The sequence below is a fragment of the Rhizobium sp. N731 genome, assembly GCF_001664145.1.
GTDB classification, from domain to species: domain Bacteria; phylum Pseudomonadota; class Alphaproteobacteria; order Rhizobiales; family Rhizobiaceae; genus Rhizobium; species Rhizobium esperanzae.
In genome coordinates, this window is the sequence record NZ_CP013601.1 from 1,223,433 (window position 1) to 1,241,489 (window position 18,057).

General features: G+C 63.5%; 18 protein-coding genes. 9 read left to right on the forward strand and 9 right to left on the reverse strand.

Annotation, left to right across the window (positions count from 1 at the left end; translation table 11 throughout):
- The first annotated feature begins 10 nt into the window (after positions 1-10).
- From AMK02_RS06085 to AMK02_RS06095, 3 genes are all read left to right on the forward strand, one after another.
- Entirely contained in the window at positions 11-403 is a 393-nt protein-coding gene (locus AMK02_RS06085; RefSeq protein ID WP_064801188.1) for a DUF937 domain-containing protein, read from the forward strand.
- Positions 404-480: 77 nt separating this feature from the next.
- Positions 481-936, forward strand: coding sequence for an NUDIX domain-containing protein (locus AMK02_RS06090; RefSeq protein ID WP_064801190.1), 456 nt, complete (start codon positions 481-483; stop codon positions 934-936).
- A 120-nt stretch (positions 937-1,056) separates the two neighbouring features.
- Entirely contained in the window at positions 1,057-1,374 is a 318-nt protein-coding gene (locus AMK02_RS06095) for a hypothetical protein (protein WP_064801192.1), read from the forward strand.
- A gap of 1 nt (position 1,375) precedes the next feature.
- Here the strand turns inward: AMK02_RS06095 and zwf are convergent, their stop codons facing one another.
- The 6 genes from zwf to AMK02_RS06130 form a co-directional block, all read right to left on the reverse strand.
- Positions 1,376-2,905, reverse strand: a complete 1,530-nt coding sequence (gene zwf / locus AMK02_RS06100; RefSeq protein ID WP_064801194.1) for a glucose-6-phosphate dehydrogenase — start codon at positions 2,903-2,905, stop codon at positions 1,376-1,378.
- A 321-nt stretch (positions 2,906-3,226) separates the two neighbouring features.
- The gene (gene tam, locus AMK02_RS06105; protein WP_064801196.1) at positions 3,227-3,997 is read right to left on the reverse strand and encodes a trans-aconitate 2-methyltransferase; all 771 of its coding nucleotides are present in this window, start codon (positions 3,995-3,997) and stop codon (positions 3,227-3,229) included.
- Positions 3,998-4,073: 76 nt separating this feature from the next.
- On the reverse strand, positions 4,074-5,354 hold the full coding sequence (locus tag AMK02_RS06110) for a hemolysin family protein (RefSeq protein ID WP_064801198.1): 1,281 nt from the start codon (positions 5,352-5,354) through the stop codon (positions 4,074-4,076).
- Positions 5,355-5,419: 65 nt separating this feature from the next.
- Positions 5,420-5,749 (reverse strand): hypothetical protein, encoded by a 330-nt coding sequence (locus AMK02_RS06115; RefSeq protein ID WP_123876184.1) that lies wholly within the window; start codon positions 5,747-5,749, stop codon positions 5,420-5,422.
- Positions 5,750-5,764: 15 nt separating this feature from the next.
- Positions 5,765-6,229 carry a cupin domain-containing protein gene (locus AMK02_RS06120; protein ID WP_064801202.1) on the reverse strand — a complete coding sequence of 155 codons (465 nt, stop codon included), beginning with the start codon at positions 6,227-6,229 and terminating at the stop codon, positions 5,765-5,767.
- 291 nt (positions 6,230-6,520) lie between these two features.
- On the reverse strand, positions 6,521-7,564 hold the full coding sequence (locus tag AMK02_RS06130; RefSeq protein ID WP_064801205.1) for a zinc-dependent alcohol dehydrogenase family protein: 1,044 nt from the start codon (positions 7,562-7,564) through the stop codon (positions 6,521-6,523).
- 247 nt (positions 7,565-7,811) lie between these two features.
- On the opposite strand from AMK02_RS06130, the gene AMK02_RS06135 reads away from it, so the two are divergent.
- Positions 7,812-8,699, forward strand: coding sequence for a branched-chain amino acid aminotransferase (locus AMK02_RS06135; RefSeq protein ID WP_064801207.1), 888 nt, complete (start codon positions 7,812-7,814; stop codon positions 8,697-8,699).
- 298 nt (positions 8,700-8,997) lie between these two features.
- On the opposite strand, the gene AMK02_RS06140 is transcribed toward AMK02_RS06135, so the two are convergent.
- Positions 8,998-9,897, reverse strand: coding sequence for a LysR family transcriptional regulator (locus tag AMK02_RS06140; RefSeq protein ID WP_064801209.1), 900 nt, complete (start codon positions 9,895-9,897; stop codon positions 8,998-9,000).
- 137 nt (positions 9,898-10,034) lie between these two features.
- On the opposite strand from AMK02_RS06140, the gene AMK02_RS06145 reads away from it, so the two are divergent.
- The 4 genes from AMK02_RS06145 to nadE all read left to right on the forward strand — a co-directional run bounded on the left by AMK02_RS06145 (position 10,035) and on the right by nadE (position 15,316).
- Entirely contained in the window at positions 10,035-11,276 is a 1,242-nt protein-coding gene (locus AMK02_RS06145; protein ID WP_064801211.1) for an HlyD family secretion protein, read from the forward strand.
- Positions 11,277-11,346: 70 nt separating this feature from the next.
- Positions 11,347-12,966, forward strand: coding sequence for an MDR family MFS transporter (locus AMK02_RS06150; RefSeq protein ID WP_064801213.1), 1,620 nt, complete (start codon positions 11,347-11,349; stop codon positions 12,964-12,966).
- Between the two features lie 26 nt (positions 12,967-12,992).
- Complete coding sequence (locus AMK02_RS06155; RefSeq protein WP_064801215.1) at positions 12,993-14,183, forward strand: adenylate/guanylate cyclase domain-containing protein; 1,191 nt, start codon at positions 12,993-12,995, stop codon at positions 14,181-14,183.
- A 299-nt stretch (positions 14,184-14,482) separates the two neighbouring features.
- Positions 14,483-15,316, forward strand: a complete 834-nt coding sequence (nadE, locus tag AMK02_RS06160; protein WP_064801217.1) for an ammonia-dependent NAD(+) synthetase — start codon at positions 14,483-14,485, stop codon at positions 15,314-15,316.
- A gap of 9 nt (positions 15,317-15,325) precedes the next feature.
- On the opposite strand, the gene gstA is transcribed toward nadE, so the two are convergent.
- On the reverse strand, positions 15,326-16,009 hold the full coding sequence (gene gstA / locus AMK02_RS06165; protein ID WP_064806024.1) for a glutathione transferase GstA: 684 nt from the start codon (positions 16,007-16,009) through the stop codon (positions 15,326-15,328).
- A 115-nt stretch (positions 16,010-16,124) separates the two neighbouring features.
- On the opposite strand from gstA, the gene AMK02_RS06170 reads away from it, so the two are divergent.
- Positions 16,125-16,742 (forward strand): TetR/AcrR family transcriptional regulator, encoded by a 618-nt coding sequence (locus AMK02_RS06170; RefSeq protein WP_064801219.1) that lies wholly within the window; start codon positions 16,125-16,127, stop codon positions 16,740-16,742.
- On the opposite strand, the gene AMK02_RS06175 is transcribed toward AMK02_RS06170, so the two are convergent.
- Positions 16,704-17,978: a multidrug efflux MFS transporter gene (locus tag AMK02_RS06175; RefSeq protein ID WP_064801221.1), complete on the reverse strand. Its 1,275-nt coding sequence runs from the start codon at positions 17,976-17,978 to the stop codon at positions 16,704-16,706. The genes AMK02_RS06170 and AMK02_RS06175 overlap by 39 nt on opposite strands.
- Positions 17,979-18,057: the final 79 nt, after the last annotated feature.

Sequence of the window (18,057 nt, forward strand, 5' to 3'; positions counted from 1 at the left end):
GAGGCTGACAATGAATGAAATTGTGACGGAGATTGCCGATCGCGTGGGTATTTCCCCGGAGCAGGCGGAGAAGGCGCTCGGCATGATGCTCGGCTTCCTGCAGCGCGAGGCCGCCGACGGCCCGGTCGCCCGGATGATCGAGGCGATCCCGGGCGGCGCCGATCTCGTCGCCCAGTTCAATGGTGCAGGTGCCGGCGGCGGCGGTTTGCTCGGTGGGCTGATGAGCTCGCTCGGCGGCGGCGGCATCATGGGTCTCGGCCAGCAGCTGATGGGCGAGGGCCTCGGCATGGGCGAGATCACCTCGCTCGCCAAGGAAACCATCGCGATTGCCAAACAATATGCCGGCGAAGAGGTCGTCGACGAAGTCGTCGCCTCCGTCCCCGGCCTCAGCCAGTTCGTCTGAACGACGGCCGAAAACAGGAGCCTCGCGGTATTCGCTGCGAGGCTCTTCTATTTGTCCGCGCCCAGAAGGAGAGCCGCATGACCGTCTGGCGCCCGCCGCAGCAGATCAGGGTGAAAGTGATCGGGCTTGCCTGGCGAGAGAACCGGTTGCTCGCTGCAGAAGTGGAAGATGACAGCGGCCGCATCAAAGGTGTCCGGCCGCTCGGCGGCTCGATCGAATTCGGCGAGACACGCGAACAGGCCCTGCACCGCGAAATCCGTGAGGAGATCGAGACGGAAATCCGCATCGTCGGCCCCTGGCATCTTCTCGAAAACATCTTCGAACACCACGGCGCAATCGGCCACGAATTCATCTTCGCCGCCGATATCGAGCTGGCCGACAAAACCCTCTACGATCGCGATGAGATCCGCTATTCCGAGCTCGACGAGACGGCGGCAACGGCACGCTGGTTCGGCCGCGACATGCTGCGTGATGCCGGGCTCGATCTTTATCCGACTGGCCTCGAGAGGGTGCTGTCGCGCTGGCTTGATTGAGTCCCGGGGACGTTTTTAATCTGCTCGCCAAACTTTGAACGTCCGGGCCTGCCCGATAGGGAACAAGGGGCGTAGAATGGCTGTTTCTGCCGCATTGCCGACATCAGAAGGAACAGCATCATGCGCAGGTTCATTGCAGCAACGTCGATCGCTCTCCTCAGCCTTTCCGCCCCGGTTCTGGCCCAGTCGAACATGGGCATGGATGCCAGCGGCCGCATCGACGGCACGCCGCCGCTCGGCACCGCGCCGGGCGCCGAGCCGCAGACCGGGCTGGTCATCCCGCTCGACTCGATAGAAACCGGCAGCGTCGTCAACAGTGCTCCGAGCGGCCGTGTCGACTGGGCGCGCTGCCCGCCGCGCAAGGCGCGCGGCGCGCTTGCCACGCAGGGCGGCAATAGCGGCGCCTCTGTCAGCCCGGCATGCCGCGAAGGTCAGTAATTCAGGCAAGCCTCTCTTTGCCGTTCTGGCCATCCTGGTGCAGGACGACGCCGAGTTCGTGCCATTTGCGCCCGTCGCGCTCGATGAGCGCGTCGGCGCAGGCCGGTCCCATGCTGCCCGGCGCGTAAGGTTCGGGTGTGCTCGTATCCCCAGCCCAGATGTCGAGGAAGGGCTGCACCGCCGCCCAGCCGGCCTCGATGCCATCGGCGCGCTGGAACAGCGTCTGGTCGCCGATGAAGAGATCGTAGAGCAGCGATTCGTATCCGGTGGTTTTGCCGATGTCGAATTTGTCGGCATAGCGGAAGTCGAGGGAAACAGGCGTCGTATCGACCGAAAGCCCCGGTGACTTGATCGAGATTTCCATGCTCATGCCCTCGTCCGGCTGCACCTGGATCACCAGCCGGTTCGGCGGCAGGCGGCGATTGACCTCGGTCTCGCGAAACTGAGCGAAAGGCACCGGCTGGAAGGTGATGACGATCTCGGTGTCGCGCGCCGTCAGGGCCTTTCCGGTTCTCAGATAGAAGGGCACGCCGGCCCAGCGCCATGTATCCGCATAGAGCTTCAGCGCCACATAGGTCTCGGTGCGGCTGTCGGGCGAAACATCCTTGGTGTCGGGGTAAGCGGGAAGATCGACGCCGTTGAGCGGGCCGGCCGTGTAGGCGCCGCGCACACCATGCGTCTTTGCCTCCTCGGGCGTATAGATGCGCAGCGCCTTCAGCACCTTGCTCTTCTCGTTGCGGATCGCTTCGGCATCGAAGCTGTTTGGCGGTTCCATCGCGATCATCGCCAAGAGCTGGAAGAGATGGTTCGGCACCATGTCGCGCAGCGCACCGGTGGCATCGTAGAATTTGCCGCGGCTGCCGACATCGACGATCTCGGCGGCGGTGATCTGCACGTGGTCGATATAGCGGCTGTTCCACAAGGACTCGATGATCATGTTGGCGAAACGCGCCGTCATCAGGTTCTGCACCGTCTCCTTGCCGAGGAAATGGTCGAGCCGGTAGACTTGGCTTTCGTCGATGTGCGCGAGGATTTGCGCGTTGAGCGCGCGGGCCGAGGCGAGATCGGTGCCGAACGGCTTCTCGATGGCGACGCGGCGGAAGACGCCCTCGCTTTCGTCGGTCAGCCCATGAGCGGCAAGCTTCTCGACGATGGTCCCGAAGAAGGACGGCGGCACCGCCAGATAGAAGGCCGCATTGGCGCTCGGCCCCAGCCGCTTGCCGATCTCGACGAAAACATCCTCCTTGGTGAAATCTCCGGCCATATAGGAAATGCGTCCGCGCAGGCTTTCCCATGCCTCGTCCTTGACCGTCTGCTCCTCGCCGTTCAGATGCTCGAGGAAGGCATCGAACCGGCCGCGCAGGAACTCGTCGTCACCTGCTTCAATGCCGATGCCGAGGATGTGCAGATCCTCGCCGACCAGGCGCTGGCGCGTCAGGTTGATGATCGCCGGCACCAAGAGCCGGCGCGTCAGGTCGCCCGTGGCGCCGAAGATGACGAGAGTGACCGGCGGGGTAGGGGCAGCGTGCATATTGTCATCTCCTGGTTCCTCCGGCCGACTATAATGCGTGCCGCTTTGGCCGCAACATAGGCGGCGAGGGGTAACAGGCATTTGACAGTATCGGGGGCGGGCGTTCAGGGCTACAAAAGCTCATCCGGCTGACTCAAAACCCCTCCCCACAAGGGGGAGGGGCTTAGACGTTGCACCGACGCAGTTCGTTTCACCGTTTCATCCGTAGAAGGATTGATGCGTGCCACAGTCGGTCGCCACGCGTTAACCCCTCCCCCTTGTGGAGGGGTTGGGGAGGGTCTTTCTTTGGGGGGCGAACCGGAGGATGCCGGCCGCAACGGGTTATCCCTTCACTGCCACGATGAAAATCCGTGGGAACCGCAGCAGCACCCGCCCGTCCGACAGCTTCGGATAGGCTTTTTCCATCCGTTCGAGATAATCGGCCAGGAAAGCCTCGCGATGTCGCTCGCCGGCATGGGCGAGATAGGGCATCAGCCCGGTTCCCTTGACCCATTCGACGATATCAGCCGCGTCCGCCATCGGATGATTGTAGATGGTGTGCCAGATATCGATGCGCGCCGCCTTGGCAATCAGCCTGGAATAATAGGTGGACGGCGGTGCCAGCGGCTGGCGACGCACGCTCTTTGCCTCGAAAGCGGCCTTCCACGGGCCAGCATGGGCAGTCTCTTCCATCGCCAGGTGCGAGGGTTCGCCGAGATTGTCGGGCATCTGCACGGCAAGGACCCCGCCTTCGGAAAGTCCGTCCATCAGCCGCTCGAAAATGTCGAGGTGATCGGGCAGCCATTGGAAGACGGCATTGGCAAAGAGCAGATCGGCGGGCTCCGTCGGCTGCCAGCTGCCAAGATCCGCCTCGACGAAGGCGGTGCCGGGAAGCCGCTTGCGGGCCGCCTCCAGCATGTTGATGTCGCTGTCGAGGCCGGAGACGCCGCCAGCCCCATAACGCGCGATGATGAGCTCGGTCGAGTTGCCTGGGCCGCAGCCGAGGTCGACGGCGCGGCGAAGGCTTTGCAGCGGCACCTGCGCCAGAAGATCGCGCGCCGGCCGCGTGCGCTCGTCCTCGAACTTCACATATTGGCTGGCGGACCATGCCATGGCGATACCTCCTGATGTCGAGCCACGTCTTCCATGTGGCGGATGCGGATCGTGTCGATGTTGCGCCCCGTCGAGCTCAGTCGCGCACTTCAGAGACAAGGATTTTGTCCACGCGCCTGCCGTCGAGATCGACGACCTCGAAGCGCCATCCATCTCTCGTGAAGCTCTCCCCCAGGTCCGGCAGATGTTTCAGCTCCTCCAACACCAGGCCGGCCACGGTCTGATATTCGAGATCGTCCTCGAGCTTGAGATTCAGGAACTCGGCGAATTCGTCGATCGGCGCCCAGCCGGAGACGAGATAGGAACCATCGTCTCGGCGAGCGATGGCCTGCTCGTCGACCGGTCCCTCCTGCAGCGCGCCCATGATCGCTTCCAGAATGTCGCCCGACGAGACAATCCCCTCGAAATGGCCGTATTCGTCAAACACCAGCACCATGTGAACAGGCGATTTCCTGATCGCTTCAATCACACTGGTAGCAGTTGCCAGGTCCGAAACCACGGGGACATCCTGCGTCAGTGCCTTGATGTCGGCGCTGCCGTGTTCGGATATCGAGTCGTAGAAATCCTTGACCGGAAGGATGCCGATCACCTCGTCGGAACTGCCTTTGCGAACCGGCAATCGAGACCGTTTCGTCCGGTGCAACTGCGCCCGGATTTCATCGAGGCTGTCGTCGATATCGATAATTTCGACGTCCCGCCGCGGCGTCATCAGCGCCCGGGCGGTGCGGTCCGCCAGCCGCATGACGCCAGAGATCATCGCGGACTCTTCGCTCTCGATGACGCCCGCCGACTGCGCCTCGGCCAGAACGGTCTTGATCTCTTCGTCAGAGACGTTATCGCCGGCTTTTCCTGTCTGGCCGAGCAGCTTGAGCATCAGATTTCCCGAGGCGTTGAGAAGCCAGACGAGAGGCAGCGCAATCTTTGAAAGCATCGCCATGGCGGGTGCGACCCTCGCCGCAACCGCTTCGGGTTCCCGCAATGCGATCTGCTTTGGAACAAGTTCGCCGACGATCAGGGAGAGATAGGTGATAGCCACGACGACGGAACCGACGCCGATGGCGTCAGCAGCCGTCGATGACATCCCCTGCGCCTCCAGCCATGCTGTCAGGCGGCCGCCGAGCGTGGCCCCGGAGAAAGCGCCGGAGAGAACACCGACCAGCGTGATGCCGATCTGAACCGTGGAGAGAAAGCGACCGGGGTTTTCGGCAAGTTTGATGGCTTGAGCTGCACCCTTGCTCCCATTGTCGGAGAGAACCTTCAGGCGTGCCGTTCGAGAAGACACGACGGCGAGCTCAGACATGGCGAGCACACCATTCAGGATGGTGAGAAACGCCACAATGCCAATTTCCAGAAACACAGGGACCCTATTCGTTGAGGTTTTAATGCCGCATAAGGCAAGGCGGCAGGGCTTTCGCAGAGACGCTATATCTGCGCATCACCCATCGGCAAAGCTTTCTGTGCGAGCCCGGCTGGGTGCGAGGCGGACATCGCCACACCGTCTACAGTCAGCGTCGGCATCTTCTGCCGCGGCTTTCCGGTTTGATCGGACGGGGCTTGTACTGGATGGGTCGCTATCAGGCATGGCGCAATTTTGGCGGTGAAACGGGTCCGGCGCAAGAGGCGCTGGGCGAATTCCCTATAGCGTCTTGATGTGACAGTTTCGAAAACGGCGGCGAACATGGTTTCCGGCTGGAAATTTCGGGGCAATTCACATGTCTGCGTGATGCCGAAGACGCTCGAACGTACCGGCATCACGCGCTCGAACCGTCAGGCCGCCAGAATGGTGATCCCATAAGCATTGGCGGCGGCCGTCATCCGGGCGATGGTCTCGGGCGAGGGGGCTTTCAGCGGCTCGCTCGTGCCTTCCGCTTCGATGAATTCGGCCATGTCGCGATCGACGATCGCCGAAAACACCGCCGGAACGGTTCCCCGGTTGGCGTAGCCATGCACCATAAAGGGCGCGATCGTGACGATGTCGCCAGCACCTGCCTCGATCTCTTCGGGGCCGCTGTCGGTCAGCCGCCAGATCGTCAAACGACCCTCGAGAATGCGGAATACTTCCGGGCTTGCATGCGCATGTTTCGGCGTCCGGCTGCCGGGTGGTACGGTGACGTCGAAAATATTGAGCCAGGTTCCGCGGATACGGACCTGTCGTTCGATGCGGTCGCCGAGGACGAAAAAGCGCTTCGCCTCTTCGCCCGCAGGCTTTGTCACAAATGAGTTGGACATCATGTCTCTTTCTTCTTCTTACAGGCTTTTTCCAGCGGGCGCAGCCGTTAGACCTTTGCGCGGCCTTTGACAACCGCCCCGTTGTGGGGGCAGATCGCCGGATCACGCGACAACATGCGCCTTATGAGGGCGTCGCGGCTGATATCGGTGTGCCCCGCCGCTTCCGCAAGGCCCGGCAACGCCTCGCCGGCTGCGTGGAAATGACCCGGTTCCTGTAATGCGGCCGACACAGAAGCGGCGCATAGACCAAGGCGGCGCTTCCGGCCGCCACCGGCAGGCAGGGGCCCCGTTCGCTCACGAAAACCGCGTGATCACGCTGATCCCCGTCCCCTCCGCCTTGTCGAGCGCCATCAGCGCCGGCACGGCTTCCTCCAGGCTGATCCGCCGTCCGATCAGCTTCTGCGGCGCGATCTTGCCGGCGCCCAGCATCGACAGCATGGCGTCGTAGCGCCAGGCCTGCATGCCGTGGCTGCCGTAGATTTCGAGTTCGTTGCTGATCACCTGCGCCATCGGGATTTGCGGCGTGGCATATTCGCCGAGCATCAGCCCCACCTGCACATGCCGGCCGCGCCGGCGCAGATTCTTGATCGAGTTGAAGCAGGTGGCGGGATGGCCGAGCGCGTCGATCGAGACATGCGCGCCGCCTTTGGTGATCTCGCGCACCGCCTCGGCGACGTCGGCAACGCTTGCGGCATTGACCGTCGCCACCGCGCCGCACTCTCTGGCGAAGGCAAGTTTCTCCTCCGATATGTCGATGCCGATCGCATTGGCGCCCAGCGCAGTGGCGATCATGATCGCCGACAGGCCGACCCCGCCGCAGCCATGCACGGCGATCCATTCACCGGGTCCGGTGCGCGCATGGTCGGCGACGGCGCGAAACGAAGTGGCGAAGCGGCAGCCGAGGCTTGCCGCCGTCGCATCGTCGATCGTATCGGGCAGGTGCACCAGATTGGTGTCGGCATAATCGATCGCCACATATTCGGCGAAGGAGCCCCAATGGGTGAAGCCCGGCTGAAACTGGTTCGGGCAGACCTGCTGGTTGCCGGAGTGGCATTCGCTGCAATGGCCGCAGCCGGAAACGAAGGGCACCGTCACCCGGTCGCCGACCTTGAAGCGCATCACGCCGCGCCCGGTGGCGACGACCCGCCCGGCAAGCTCGTGTCCCGGCACATGCGGCAGCCGGATATCGGGATCGTGCCCCATCCAGCCGTGCCAGTCGCTGCGGCAAAGGCCGCTGGCACCGACGGAGATGACGACGCCATCCTCTGTCGGCGTCGGATCGGGCAGGGTGCGGATTTCGGGCGCCTGCTCGAAGGCTTCATAATACATGGCTTTCATCGGCGTTCTCCCTTGCCGCTGTCCGGCGATTTCTCCTCATGATCGCATGCGCCAGCCCGCCGTTCCAACAAAGATTCGATCATTTTTGCTGATGCACCCATCGCTCACGCCGCAGGTGTCGCGCACGAATATTGCGGCCGGACGCTGTCCCCCGGCATTTTCTTGCTTCCGTATTTCCGGCCGGGATTTGTCCTTGACCCGGCTTGCCGCCGGGGTTTTTGCTTTCCCGGATGAAGGGAGAGCAGCAATGGCCGTCGATACATCACCGCGTTCCACCACCTGGACTCACGTCGACGGGGAATGGCTTCCCGGCAATCCGCCGCTGATCGGGCCGACCTCGCATGCCATGTGGCTCGGCTCGACGGTCTTCGACGGCGCCCGCTGGTTCGACGGCATCGCCCCGGATCTCGATCTGCATTGCCAGCGCGTCAACCGCTCGGCGCTCGCCATGGGGCTGAAGCCGGTAAAATCGGCCGAGGAGATCGCCGCGCTTGCCTGGGAAGGCGTTGGCAGATTCGACGGCGCGACGGCGATCTACATCAAGCCGATGTATTGGGGCGAACATGGTTCGGCCGGTAGCATCGTCTCCGTCGATGCGGAATCGACCCGTTTCGCGCTCTGCCTGTTCGAGGCGCCGATGGGCGGTCATGCCGGCACCAGCCTCACCGTCTCGCCCTATCGCCGTCCGTCGCCGGAAACGGCAATGACCGAGGCGAAGACCGGCTCGCTCTATCCCAATAGCGGCCGCATGATCGCCGAGGCCCGCAGCCGCGGTTTCGACAATGCGCTGGTGCGCGACCTCAACGGCAACGTCGTCGAAACCGCCTCGTCGAACGTCTTCCTGGTGCGCGACGGCGTGGTGATGACGCCGGCTGCCAACCGCACCTTCCTCGCCGGCATCACCCGCGCCCGCGTCATCGGCCTGCTTCGCAAGGCCGGTTTCGACGTCGTCGAAGCAACCCTCTCCGTCGAGGATTTCCTCACCGCCGACGAAATCTTCACCACCGGCAACTACTCCAAAGTCGTCGGCGTCACCCGCCTCGACGACCGCAACCTCCAGGAAGGCCCGGTCACCCGCAAGGCGCTGGAGCTCTACATGAACTGGGCCCACGGCAGAACCGAGAGCGAGGAGTGAGCCACGATCCCGCGCAGCGGGAGCAATCGATCCAGTGAATCGATTGCAGTGGCGAACGCCCGGAGCGCAAGCGCAGGGCCGGGGCGGTTCCGCCGGCAGAATTGAGATCGGGGATACCCCCCTCTGCCCTGCCGGGCATCTCCCCCACAAGGGGGGAGATCGGCAAGAAGCGATACCTCGCCCTAAGTTCACGATTCATGTGACGGCCAGTTGTTTGGGGAAGCCATCGCGCCCAGCCAATCTCCCTCCTTGTGGGGGAGATGCCCGGCAGGGCAGAGGGGGGTGCCATCCCACCCCCTCAGATCATCCACTTCCGATGTTCCGCAAATCTCTCCGCCAAGAGATCGATAAACAGCCGCACCTTCGTCGGCAGATGGCTGCGGTTGGGGTAGACGGCGTTGATGGTGAATTCCACCGGCCGATAATCCGGCATGATCTTTATCAGTCGCCCTTCGGCAATGTCGTCGAACACCACGAAGCTCGGCGCCAGGAAGAGGCCTCGTCCGTTCAACGTCAGGAAGCGCAGCATCTCGGCATTGTTCGAGACAACATTGCCGCTGATCTTGACACTCTCCTGCCGGCCGTCGCCATCCTCGAAGCGCCACTCATCGCCATAAGGGTAATAGGCGTATTGCAGGCAATTGTGATCGGCGATTTCGGCCGGCTTCAGCGGGAGCGGATGGCTGTCGACATAGGCAGGTGAGCAGACCAGCATATGGCGCCACGGCGTCAGCTTGCGCGCGATGAGCGACGAATCCGGCGGCAGGGTGCGGATGACTAGGTCATAGCCATCCTCAATCATGTCGACCATCCGCTCGCCGACGCTGAAATCGACCGAGATCGACGGATAGAGCTCCATATATTCGGTGAAAACGGGCAGCAGGAAACGCACGATCGAGCCGCTGGTATAGACCTTCAGCGTGCCGCGCGGCGTCGTGCTCAGCGCGCTCGCCGTCCGGTCCGCTTCATCGAGTTCGGCGAGAATCTGCGACGACCGCTCATAATAATATTTGCCGGTTTCCGTGAGGCTGACCTTGCGCGTCGTGCGGTTAAGCAGCCGCACGCCGAGCCTGTCCTCCAGCGATTGCACATGATTGCCGACCATGGTGACGGACATGTTCAGCCGCCGCGCGGCAGCGGAAAAACCGCCGCATTCCACGACGCGGCCAAAAACTGCAAGGCTTGTCAGCCGATCCATATTGCCCTCGGATTATCCGCTGAGAGTTGATGATCCTTCCCGATTTAAGCAGATTATCAAAGTGAATGGCAGGGCGCATTTTCCTTCGCATTGAACAGGCCTCGCCTAAGCAGGGCGACAGACGAAGGAAAAGGACGATGGTCGAGCTACCCCGCAAGCAGGTTTTCGAAAGTGCTGGAGAGGCCGAGCGCATCTTGGCCGAGGAGGCCGCCAGGGCCCCCGCCGCCGAGGCACCCGCAACACCCATGACCGGAACCCCGGTCGCGCAAGCGCCTGAAAAGACCGGCCGCCGGATGCTCAAGCGTGCGGTCATCGCCGCGGCACTGTTTGCCGGCGCCGCATTTGCTAGCGATTTCGGCTATCGCTACTGGACGGTCGGCCGTTTCATCGAATCCACCGACGACGCCTATGTGAAGGCCGATTACACCACCGTCGCCCCGAAGGTTGCCGGCTATATCAAGCAGGTTCTCGTCAACGACAACGACGTGGTCAAATCAGGCCAGGTTCTCGCCCGCATCGACGACCGCGACTTCCAGGCGGCGCTCTCGCAGGCGAGAGCCGACGTCAAGGCAGCCGAGGCCGCCATCACCAACATCGATGCCCAGATCGCGTTGCAACAGTCGGTCATCGCGCAGGCCAAGGCCACGATCGCCGCTTCGCAGGCCTCGCTGGACTTTGCCGTCTCCGATGCCGCTCGCTCCGCCCGCCTGATCACCAACGGCGCCGGCACCCAGTCGCGCGCCGAACAGACCCAGTCGGCTCGCGACCAGGCGGCTGCCGCCGTCGAACGCGATCGGGCAGCGCTCGTCGCGGCAGAGAACAAGGTGCCGGTGCTCCGGACTGAGCGGGAACAGGCGGTGGCCCAGCGCGACCGGGCGGCGGCCGCCGCTCGCCAGGCCGAACTCAACCTGTCCTACACGGATATCGTCGCCGCCGTCGACGGCACGGTCGGCGCCCGCTCGATCCGCGTCGGCCAATATGTCACCTCGGGCACCCAGCTGATGGCGGTCGTGCCGCTGCATGCGGTCTATGTCGTCGCCAATTTCAAGGAAACGCAGCTGACTTATGTCCGTCCCGGCCAGTCGGTCGAGATCAAGGTCGACAGTTTTCCCGATATGTCGGTCAAGGGTCATGTCGACAGCGTTTCGCCGGCAAGCGGTCTGGAATTCTCGCTGCTGCCGCCGGACAATGCCACCGGCAACTTCACCAAGATCGTCCAGCGTATCCCCGTCAAGATCGTCATCGACGACGAGGCTCTGGGCGGGCTGCTGCGCTCGGGCATGTCGGTCGAGCCCGAAGTCGATACCAAGGCTGCCCAGAGCGAGGCTTCCCAGGCCTCTGGAGAAGCCGAGGAGGAATTATCCAGCCACGCTGGGTGATTCATTTCCTCCCGAAATATCGCAGAACCCATCGTCAGAAAGTTTCCGCAACAGCGGAAGGAGATAGGGCATGGCCACGCTTCAGATCGCCGCAATCGGCAATTCGCTTACGCGCCCCGCCGCGGCAGCGCCCGCGACGCCTGCCGTCACGAGCCCGCTTCGCATGTGGTCGGCCGTGGTCGGCTCGACACTCGGCGCCTTCATGGCGGTCCTCAACATCCAGATCGTCAATGCCTCGCTTGCCGATATCCAGGGCGCCATCGGCGCCGGCACCGATGACGGCGGCTGGATCTCGACCTCCTATCTAATCGCCGAAATCGTCGTCATTCCGCTCAGCGGCTGGCTGGCGCGAGTCTTTTCGCTGCGCAACTATCTGTTGGCCAACGCCATCCTCTTCCTGATCTTCTCGGTGGCCTGCGCCTTCGCGGCCAATCTGCAGCAGATGATCATCCTGCGCGCCATTCAGGGTTTTGCCGGTGGCGTGCTGATCCCGATGGCCTTCACCATCATCATCACGCTGCTGCCCAAGGCCAAGCAGCCGGTCGGCCTTGCCCTCTTTGCCTTGTCGGCCACCTTCGCACCAGCGATCGGTCCGACGATCGGCGGGTACCTCACCGAGAGCTGGGGCTGGGAATATATCTTCTACGTCAATCTGGTCCCCGGCGCGCTGATGGTCGGCCTGCTCTGGGCCTCGCTCGATCGGACGCCGATGAACCTGAAACTGCTCGCCAAGGGTGACTGGCCGGGTATCGTCACCATGGCGATCGGCCTGGCCGCCTTGCAGACCGTGCTGGAAGAGGGCAACAAGGAAGACTGGTTCGGCTCCGATTTCATCCTGCGCCTGTCGGTTATATCAGTCGTCTCGCTGACCCTGTTCATCGTCATCGAGCTGAGAGCGGCTCATCCGCTCTTGAACCTCCGTCTGCTGCTGCGCCGTAATTTCGGCTTCGGCATCGTCGCCAATTTCCTGCTCGGCATCGCGCTTTACGGTTCGGTCTTTGTGCTGCCGATCTATCTCACCCGCATCCAGGGCTATAATTCCGAGCAGATCGGCATGGTTCTCGCCTGGACCGGCATTCCGCAGCTGCTGCTGATCCCCCTGGTGCCGCGCCTGATGAAGCGTTTCGATGTGCGGCTGCTGATTATCATCGGCTTCGCCCTCTTTGCCGCCTCGAATTTCATGAACGTGCACATGACCGGCGATTATGCCAGCGACCAGCTCTTCTGGCCGAACATCGTCCGCGCCATCGGCCAGGCGCTGGTCTTCACGCCGCTCTCGGCGATCGCCACCGCAGGCATCGAGCAGGAGAATGCCGGCTCGGCATCCGCGCTCTTCAATATGATGCGCAATCTCGGCGGCGCGGTCGGCATCGCCTTGCTGCAGACCTTCCTGTCGAAGCGCGAGCAGTACCATTCGAACATCCTCACCCACTCGGTCTCGGTTTTCGAGGAGGCCACCCGCGATCGTATCGCTCGGCTGACCGCCCATTTCATGAGCCATGGCGTCAGCGACCAGGCGCTCGCCAGCCATAAGGCCGTGGTCGCCATCGCGCTCAAGATACGCAAGCAGGCCAATATCATGGCCTTCAGCGACGCTTTCTTCCTGCTCGGCGTTGCGCTCGTCTTCGCCTTGCTTGCGATCCTGCTACTGAAGAAAGCCGGTCAACTCTCGGGCGGCGGCGCCCATTAGCGCCACCTGGTCAAGGAGAAGAAGCCATGACAACCGCAATCTATGCTCCAGCCGCCGAACGGCAGACCGATGCCGTCGGCACCGGCGCGCTGCTTGCCATCATCGAATGGCTCTCCGGCGATGAATGCCACGCGCTCGACGAAGCAGGCCTCGTTTCCGGCCTCGGCCGCAGGCTTCAGGCGCTCGGCCTGCCGGTCGACCGGCTGACCCTGCATCTGATGACGCTGCATCCCGAGCTCGTCGGCCGCACCATTGCCTGGGCGCCGGGCGAGCCGGTCGAGATCCACGACCGCGAACATGGCGCACGGGTCGCGATTTCAAACACGCCGCTGCGCAAGGTCATGGAAACCCGGGAGCCGCTGGTGGTTGGCCCCGGCGAAAGCGTGCACGGCCGCTGGCAGCATATCGACGTTTTCGCCGATCGCGGTCTGATGCAGCTTGTCATCGCGCCGCTCTGCAATATTGATGGGCCGGTCGGCGCCGCCGTCTTCGGCACGAGGCGGCCGGCCGGCTTCACAGCCTCCGAACGTCAGGTGATCGAGCGCATTCTGCCGGCGCTGCGCAACACCAGCGAGCTGCGCATTCTTCGCCAGGTCGAGCTCAGCCTGCTCGACACCTATGTTGGCCCGCTGACCGCAAGCCGGATCTTGGCCGGCCGCATTCGCCAGGGCGAAATCGAATCGATGGAGGCCGCCCTGCTGCTCTGCGATCTGCGCGGCTTTACCGAGCTGTCGAATAAACTCCCCGGCGGCACCGTGCTCGGGCTTCTCAACGCCTATTTCGATCGGGTTGTCCCAGCCATTACCCGGGAAGGCGGCGAAGTGCTGAAATTCATGGGCGACGCCGTGCTTGCCTTCTTTCCGGGCTACGCTGCGGCCCATGCCTGCGGCGCGGCCCTGGCATCGGCCCGCGCCATCCTCGATGAGATCGACCGTTTCCAGTACGACGGCATTGGCGTGAAGGCCGGCATCGCCCTGCATTACGGCGAGGTCAGCTACGGCAATATCGGTTCCGGCCGCCGCCTCGACTTCACCCTGATCGGCCGCGACGTCAACCTGGTCAGCCGCATCCAGACCGCCTGCGGCGAACTGGGAGAGGCCTTGCTGATGTCGGCGCCGTTTCGCCAGGACGCCCGGGCAGGGGATGTGCTGTCGGTCGGGGCGCATACGCTGAAGGGGTTTGCCGATCCGGTGGAGCTGTTTACGATCGTGAGGTAGGTGTGGGACACCCCCCTCTGCCCTGCCGGGCATCTCCCCCACAAGGGGGGAGATCGGATGGGCGCGACGGTTTCCCCAAACAACTGCCCGTCACATGAATCGCAAATTAAGGGCGAGGCATGGCTTCCTGCCGATCTCCCCCCTTGTGGGGGAGATGCCCGGCAGGGCAGAGGGGGGTGCTGCACCCACCAAATACACACTTGCACGGAACGCATAGCAGGTCTGCCCGAAACGGCTTCGTCTTCGCCCATCTTTTCGCCATAGTGGCGCCGGAATTCCGTAAGCGGGGAGGAGAGCTTATGACCGTGCTGTTCGACGAACAAGGCGAAATCATCCGCGAACTGGGTGTCGCCGCCGATATCGACCCTGAGCGCGAGATCGCGCGGCGAACCAATTTCCTCAAGGATTATCTCGTGGCGTCCGGCATGCGCGGCTACGTCCTCGGCATCAGCGGCGGCGTCGATTCGCTGACGGCGGCTTTGCTGGCTCAGAAAGCGGTGCGCGAGCTGCGTGACGGCGGCTATGCGGCCGAATTCATCGCTGTACGCCTTCCCTATGGCGTCCAGGCGGATGAGGCCGATGCGGTGAAGGCGCTTGCAACGATCGACCCTGACCGCTCGATGGTGGTCAACATCAAGGCGGCGGCGGATGCGATGCTGGCCGCCGCTCAAGATGGCGGCCTTGCCTTTGCCGATGCCGGCCGGCAGGATTTCATTCTCGGCAACATCAAGGCCCGCCAGCGCATGATCGCCCAGTTCGCTTTGGCGGGCGCGCTCGGCGGCCTCGTCATCGGTACCGATCATGCCGCCGAGGCGGTCATGGGTTTCTTCACCAAATTCGGCGACGGTGCTGCCGACATCCTGCCGCTCGCCGGCCTCAATAAACGACGCGTCCGCCTCTTGGCAAAGCGGCTCGGCGCGCCCGACGAGCTCATTTTCAAGGTGCCGACCGCCGATCTGGAAGACCAGCGGCCGCTGCGCCCCGACGAGGAGGCCTATGGCGTCAGTTATGACGAGATCGACGATTTTCTCGAAGGCAAGCCGGTCGGCGAGATTGCCCGCCGCCGCATCCTTGCCGCCTATCGGGCGACCGCTCATAAGCGCGCGCTGCCGGTGGCCGTCAACGCGCTCTGAGGGGCGCGCTCAGGGCTGCACCGGCGAGCCCGTCCAATCCGACGAGGCGAGATAGGCATTCGGCGCAAAATAGACGCCGTCGACGTCGAAGGCCTGCAGATCTTCGGCCCGTAGCGCTTCGCGCACCTTCGGGCGGGCCGCCACACGGGCCATGAAACCGTGCAGCGCCGGCCATTGCTTGAGATTGATCTGCGTCCAGGGCGTCCAGTTCAGGCAGACGAAGAGATAGGCGTCCGCCACGGTGAAGGCCTCGCCGGTCAGATAAGGTCCGGCAAGACGGCCGCTCAGCCAGGAAAGCCGCTTCGAGACCTGGGCGCGAACCCGGTCATGCACGCTGGCATAAGCCGGCTCGAACAGCAGCACCATCGGCTTGTGCAGCTCGGCGGATATGAAATTCAGATAGGATTGCACCTCGTTGCGTCTGAGGTTGCCGACCTCGGGCAGCATCGCCGCACCTTGCGGCACGCTGTCGGCGAGGAACTGTGCGATCGCCGGTCCCTCGGTCAGCACCTTGCCATCGTCGAGCATCAGCGCCGGCACATAGCCGTTGCCGTTGATGGCGAGATAGTCCTTGCCGTCGCTCGTCCGGTGGGTTTCCCTGTTGACCTCGACAAGCTCGATATCGAGCCCCAGCTCCCGGCAGACGATATGGGGTGAAAGCGAGCAGGCCGCGGCGTTCATATAGAGTTTCATGGCAATTTCCTCTCTCATGCAGGCGGTCGAGGCCGCCCGTTCGATATCATTGAACATCTGTACTGTTTCGCATAAAATAGCCTTCGTCAAGAATTTAATGCGAAACGGTACAAATATGAAGGATGAGAAGAAGCGCGGCCGCCCGAGGGCTTTCGACGCCAAGGCAGCGCTCGGCAAGGCGCGGGACGTCTTCTGGGACCGGGGCTTTGCCGCCGCCTCGCTCGATAATCTGAGTGCTGCGACCAACCTCAACCGCCCGAGCCTCTACGGCGCCTTCGGCGACAAGGAGGATCTCTATCTCGATACTTTGGAGGCTTATCGCCGAGACGGCATGGACGCGCTTGCCCAAGCGCTCGACCCGTCGCTGCCGCTGCGCAACAATCTCGCCCGGGTCTATGAAAGCGCGCTGGCGATCTATCTTCACGGTGCAACGGCCGCCCGCGGTTGTCTGCTGATCGGCACGGCGACGGCCGAGGCGGTCGAGCGTGAACGGGTCCGCGAGGTGCTCGGCCGCAGCCTCAGCGATTTCGACGGCGAGATCGAAAAGCGCATGCGCCTTGCCGTCGAACGCGGCGAGCTTCCCGAGAGCGCCGATCCGCAGATGCTGGCGAGGCTCGCCTCCGCCGTCATGCATTCGCTCGCCGTGCGCGCCCGCGCCGGCGACAGCCGCGAGACGCTGGAGGCGATCGCCCGCTCAGGCGTCGAACTGATCTGCGGCAGCGCGCGAAGCTGATCCCGCTCCAGTCTCAGTTGTTTTAGGCCGCACTATCCAGGCATAGGCGCCGCCGGCGAGAAGCAGCACCGCGGTGCCGAGGAAAACCGCCCGCATGCCGACATGGCCGCCGACAAAGCCGCCGAGGATGGGACCGGCCACCTGGCCGACATATTGCGAGGACACGGACAGGCCGAGAATGCTGCCGGCCGCGCTGTCCGGAACGCTGTGGCGGATGACGGCGGTAATACAGGGCAGGAGCCCGCCGAGGGCGGCTCCCATCAGGAAGCGCAGGACGATCAGCTGCCAGGAACTGGTGACGAATGCCTGCGGAATCAGCAGCAGCCCGGCGACGGCGAGCGCGCCCGATATGACCGGCCAGTGGCCGATCCTGTCGGCGAGCCTGCCGAGCCGGGAGGCCGAAAGAATGCTGCCGAGCGCGGCGGCCGACATGACGAGACCCGAGATCTTCGTCACTTCAGTGGCATCAGGCACGATCTGCGCGACATAGACGGTGATGATCGGTTCGATCGACATATTGGCAAACATCAACAGCATGCCGGTCGCCAGCATGGCAACGACAGGGCCTTTATCGGGAATGGATTTCCAGCCGCCGCTTGCCTTGGCCGCCTGTTTGCGGGCCGGCGACTTCTCCTCCTTGATCAGCAGGGCGGTGGCGAGAAAGGCGAGGAAGATCATCGCTCCGGCAGCGAGAAACGTGCCGCGGATGCCGATAACAGGCGGCAGCACCCCGCCGATCAGCGGCCCGACGAGATTGCCGGCCATGATGCCGCAAGAAAGCACGCCGAGCGCCCAGGCCGAACGCTCCTTCGGCGTCTGCGTCGCCACCAGCACCATCGAGCCGGAGGAGTAGCCCCCGGCGAGCCCGACGAAGAGGCGCAGCGCCACCAGCTGCCAGACATTGCCGGCCATGCCCATCAGCGAGATCGCCAGCGTCATGCCGAGGCTGGCGCGCACCAGCATCAGCTTGCGGCCGTAAATGTCGCCGAGCCGCCCCCAGAGCGGCGCGACGAGCGCGGCGGCCAGGAAGGTGGCGCCATAGGCGATGCCCGACCATTGCACGATCGCCGCATGGTCGGCCACGCCGAGCTCCTCGACATAGAGCGGCAGGAAAGGCAGCAGCAGCGTCATCGCCACGATGGTGGTGAAGGAGCCGATCAGCGAGACGGTGAGGTTGCGCTTCCAGTGGATCGAGCCTGCCTTGACGCTCACCGCGTCCAATTGCGTATCGGTCATTCCCTGCCTCGACTTCGATCACGGGGCGCAATTGCGCCGAAACTGGATCATTTGAGGTAAATGTGCTACTGATTGCGTG

Coding starts and splice junctions, on each gene's coding strand:
- AMK02_RS06085 (WP_064801188.1), top strand. CDS start 11: ATGAATGAAATTGTGACGGAGATTGCCGATCGCGTGGGTATTTCCCCG.
- AMK02_RS06090 (WP_064801190.1), top strand. CDS start 481: ATGACCGTCTGGCGCCCGCCGCAGCAGATCAGGGTGAAAGTGATCGGG.
- AMK02_RS06095 (WP_064801192.1), top strand. CDS start 1,057: ATGCGCAGGTTCATTGCAGCAACGTCGATCGCTCTCCTCAGCCTTTCC.
- zwf (WP_064801194.1), bottom strand. CDS start 2,905: ATGCACGCTGCCCCTACCCCGCCGGTCACTCTCGTCATCTTCGGCGCC.
- tam (WP_064801196.1), bottom strand. CDS start 3,997: ATGGCATGGTCCGCCAGCCAATATGTGAAGTTCGAGGACGAGCGCACG.
- AMK02_RS06115 (WP_123876184.1), bottom strand. CDS start 5,749: ATGCCGGTACGTTCGAGCGTCTTCGGCATCACGCAGACATGTGAATTG.
- AMK02_RS06120 (WP_064801202.1), bottom strand. CDS start 6,229: ATGATGTCCAACTCATTTGTGACAAAGCCTGCGGGCGAAGAGGCGAAG.
- AMK02_RS06130 (WP_064801205.1), bottom strand. CDS start 7,564: ATGAAAGCCATGTATTATGAAGCCTTCGAGCAGGCGCCCGAAATCCGC.
- AMK02_RS06135 (WP_064801207.1), top strand. CDS start 7,812: ATGGCCGTCGATACATCACCGCGTTCCACCACCTGGACTCACGTCGAC.
- AMK02_RS06140 (WP_064801209.1), bottom strand. CDS start 9,897: ATGGATCGGCTGACAAGCCTTGCAGTTTTTGGCCGCGTCGTGGAATGC.
- AMK02_RS06145 (WP_064801211.1), top strand. CDS start 10,035: ATGGTCGAGCTACCCCGCAAGCAGGTTTTCGAAAGTGCTGGAGAGGCC.
- AMK02_RS06150 (WP_064801213.1), top strand. CDS start 11,347: ATGGCCACGCTTCAGATCGCCGCAATCGGCAATTCGCTTACGCGCCCC.
- AMK02_RS06155 (WP_064801215.1), top strand. CDS start 12,993: ATGACAACCGCAATCTATGCTCCAGCCGCCGAACGGCAGACCGATGCC.
- nadE (WP_064801217.1), top strand. CDS start 14,483: ATGACCGTGCTGTTCGACGAACAAGGCGAAATCATCCGCGAACTGGGT.
- gstA (WP_064806024.1), bottom strand. CDS start 16,009: ATGAAACTCTATATGAACGCCGCGGCCTGCTCGCTTTCACCCCATATC.
- AMK02_RS06170 (WP_064801219.1), top strand. CDS start 16,125: ATGAAGGATGAGAAGAAGCGCGGCCGCCCGAGGGCTTTCGACGCCAAG.
- AMK02_RS06175 (WP_064801221.1), bottom strand. CDS start 17,978: ATGACCGATACGCAATTGGACGCGGTGAGCGTCAAGGCAGGCTCGATC.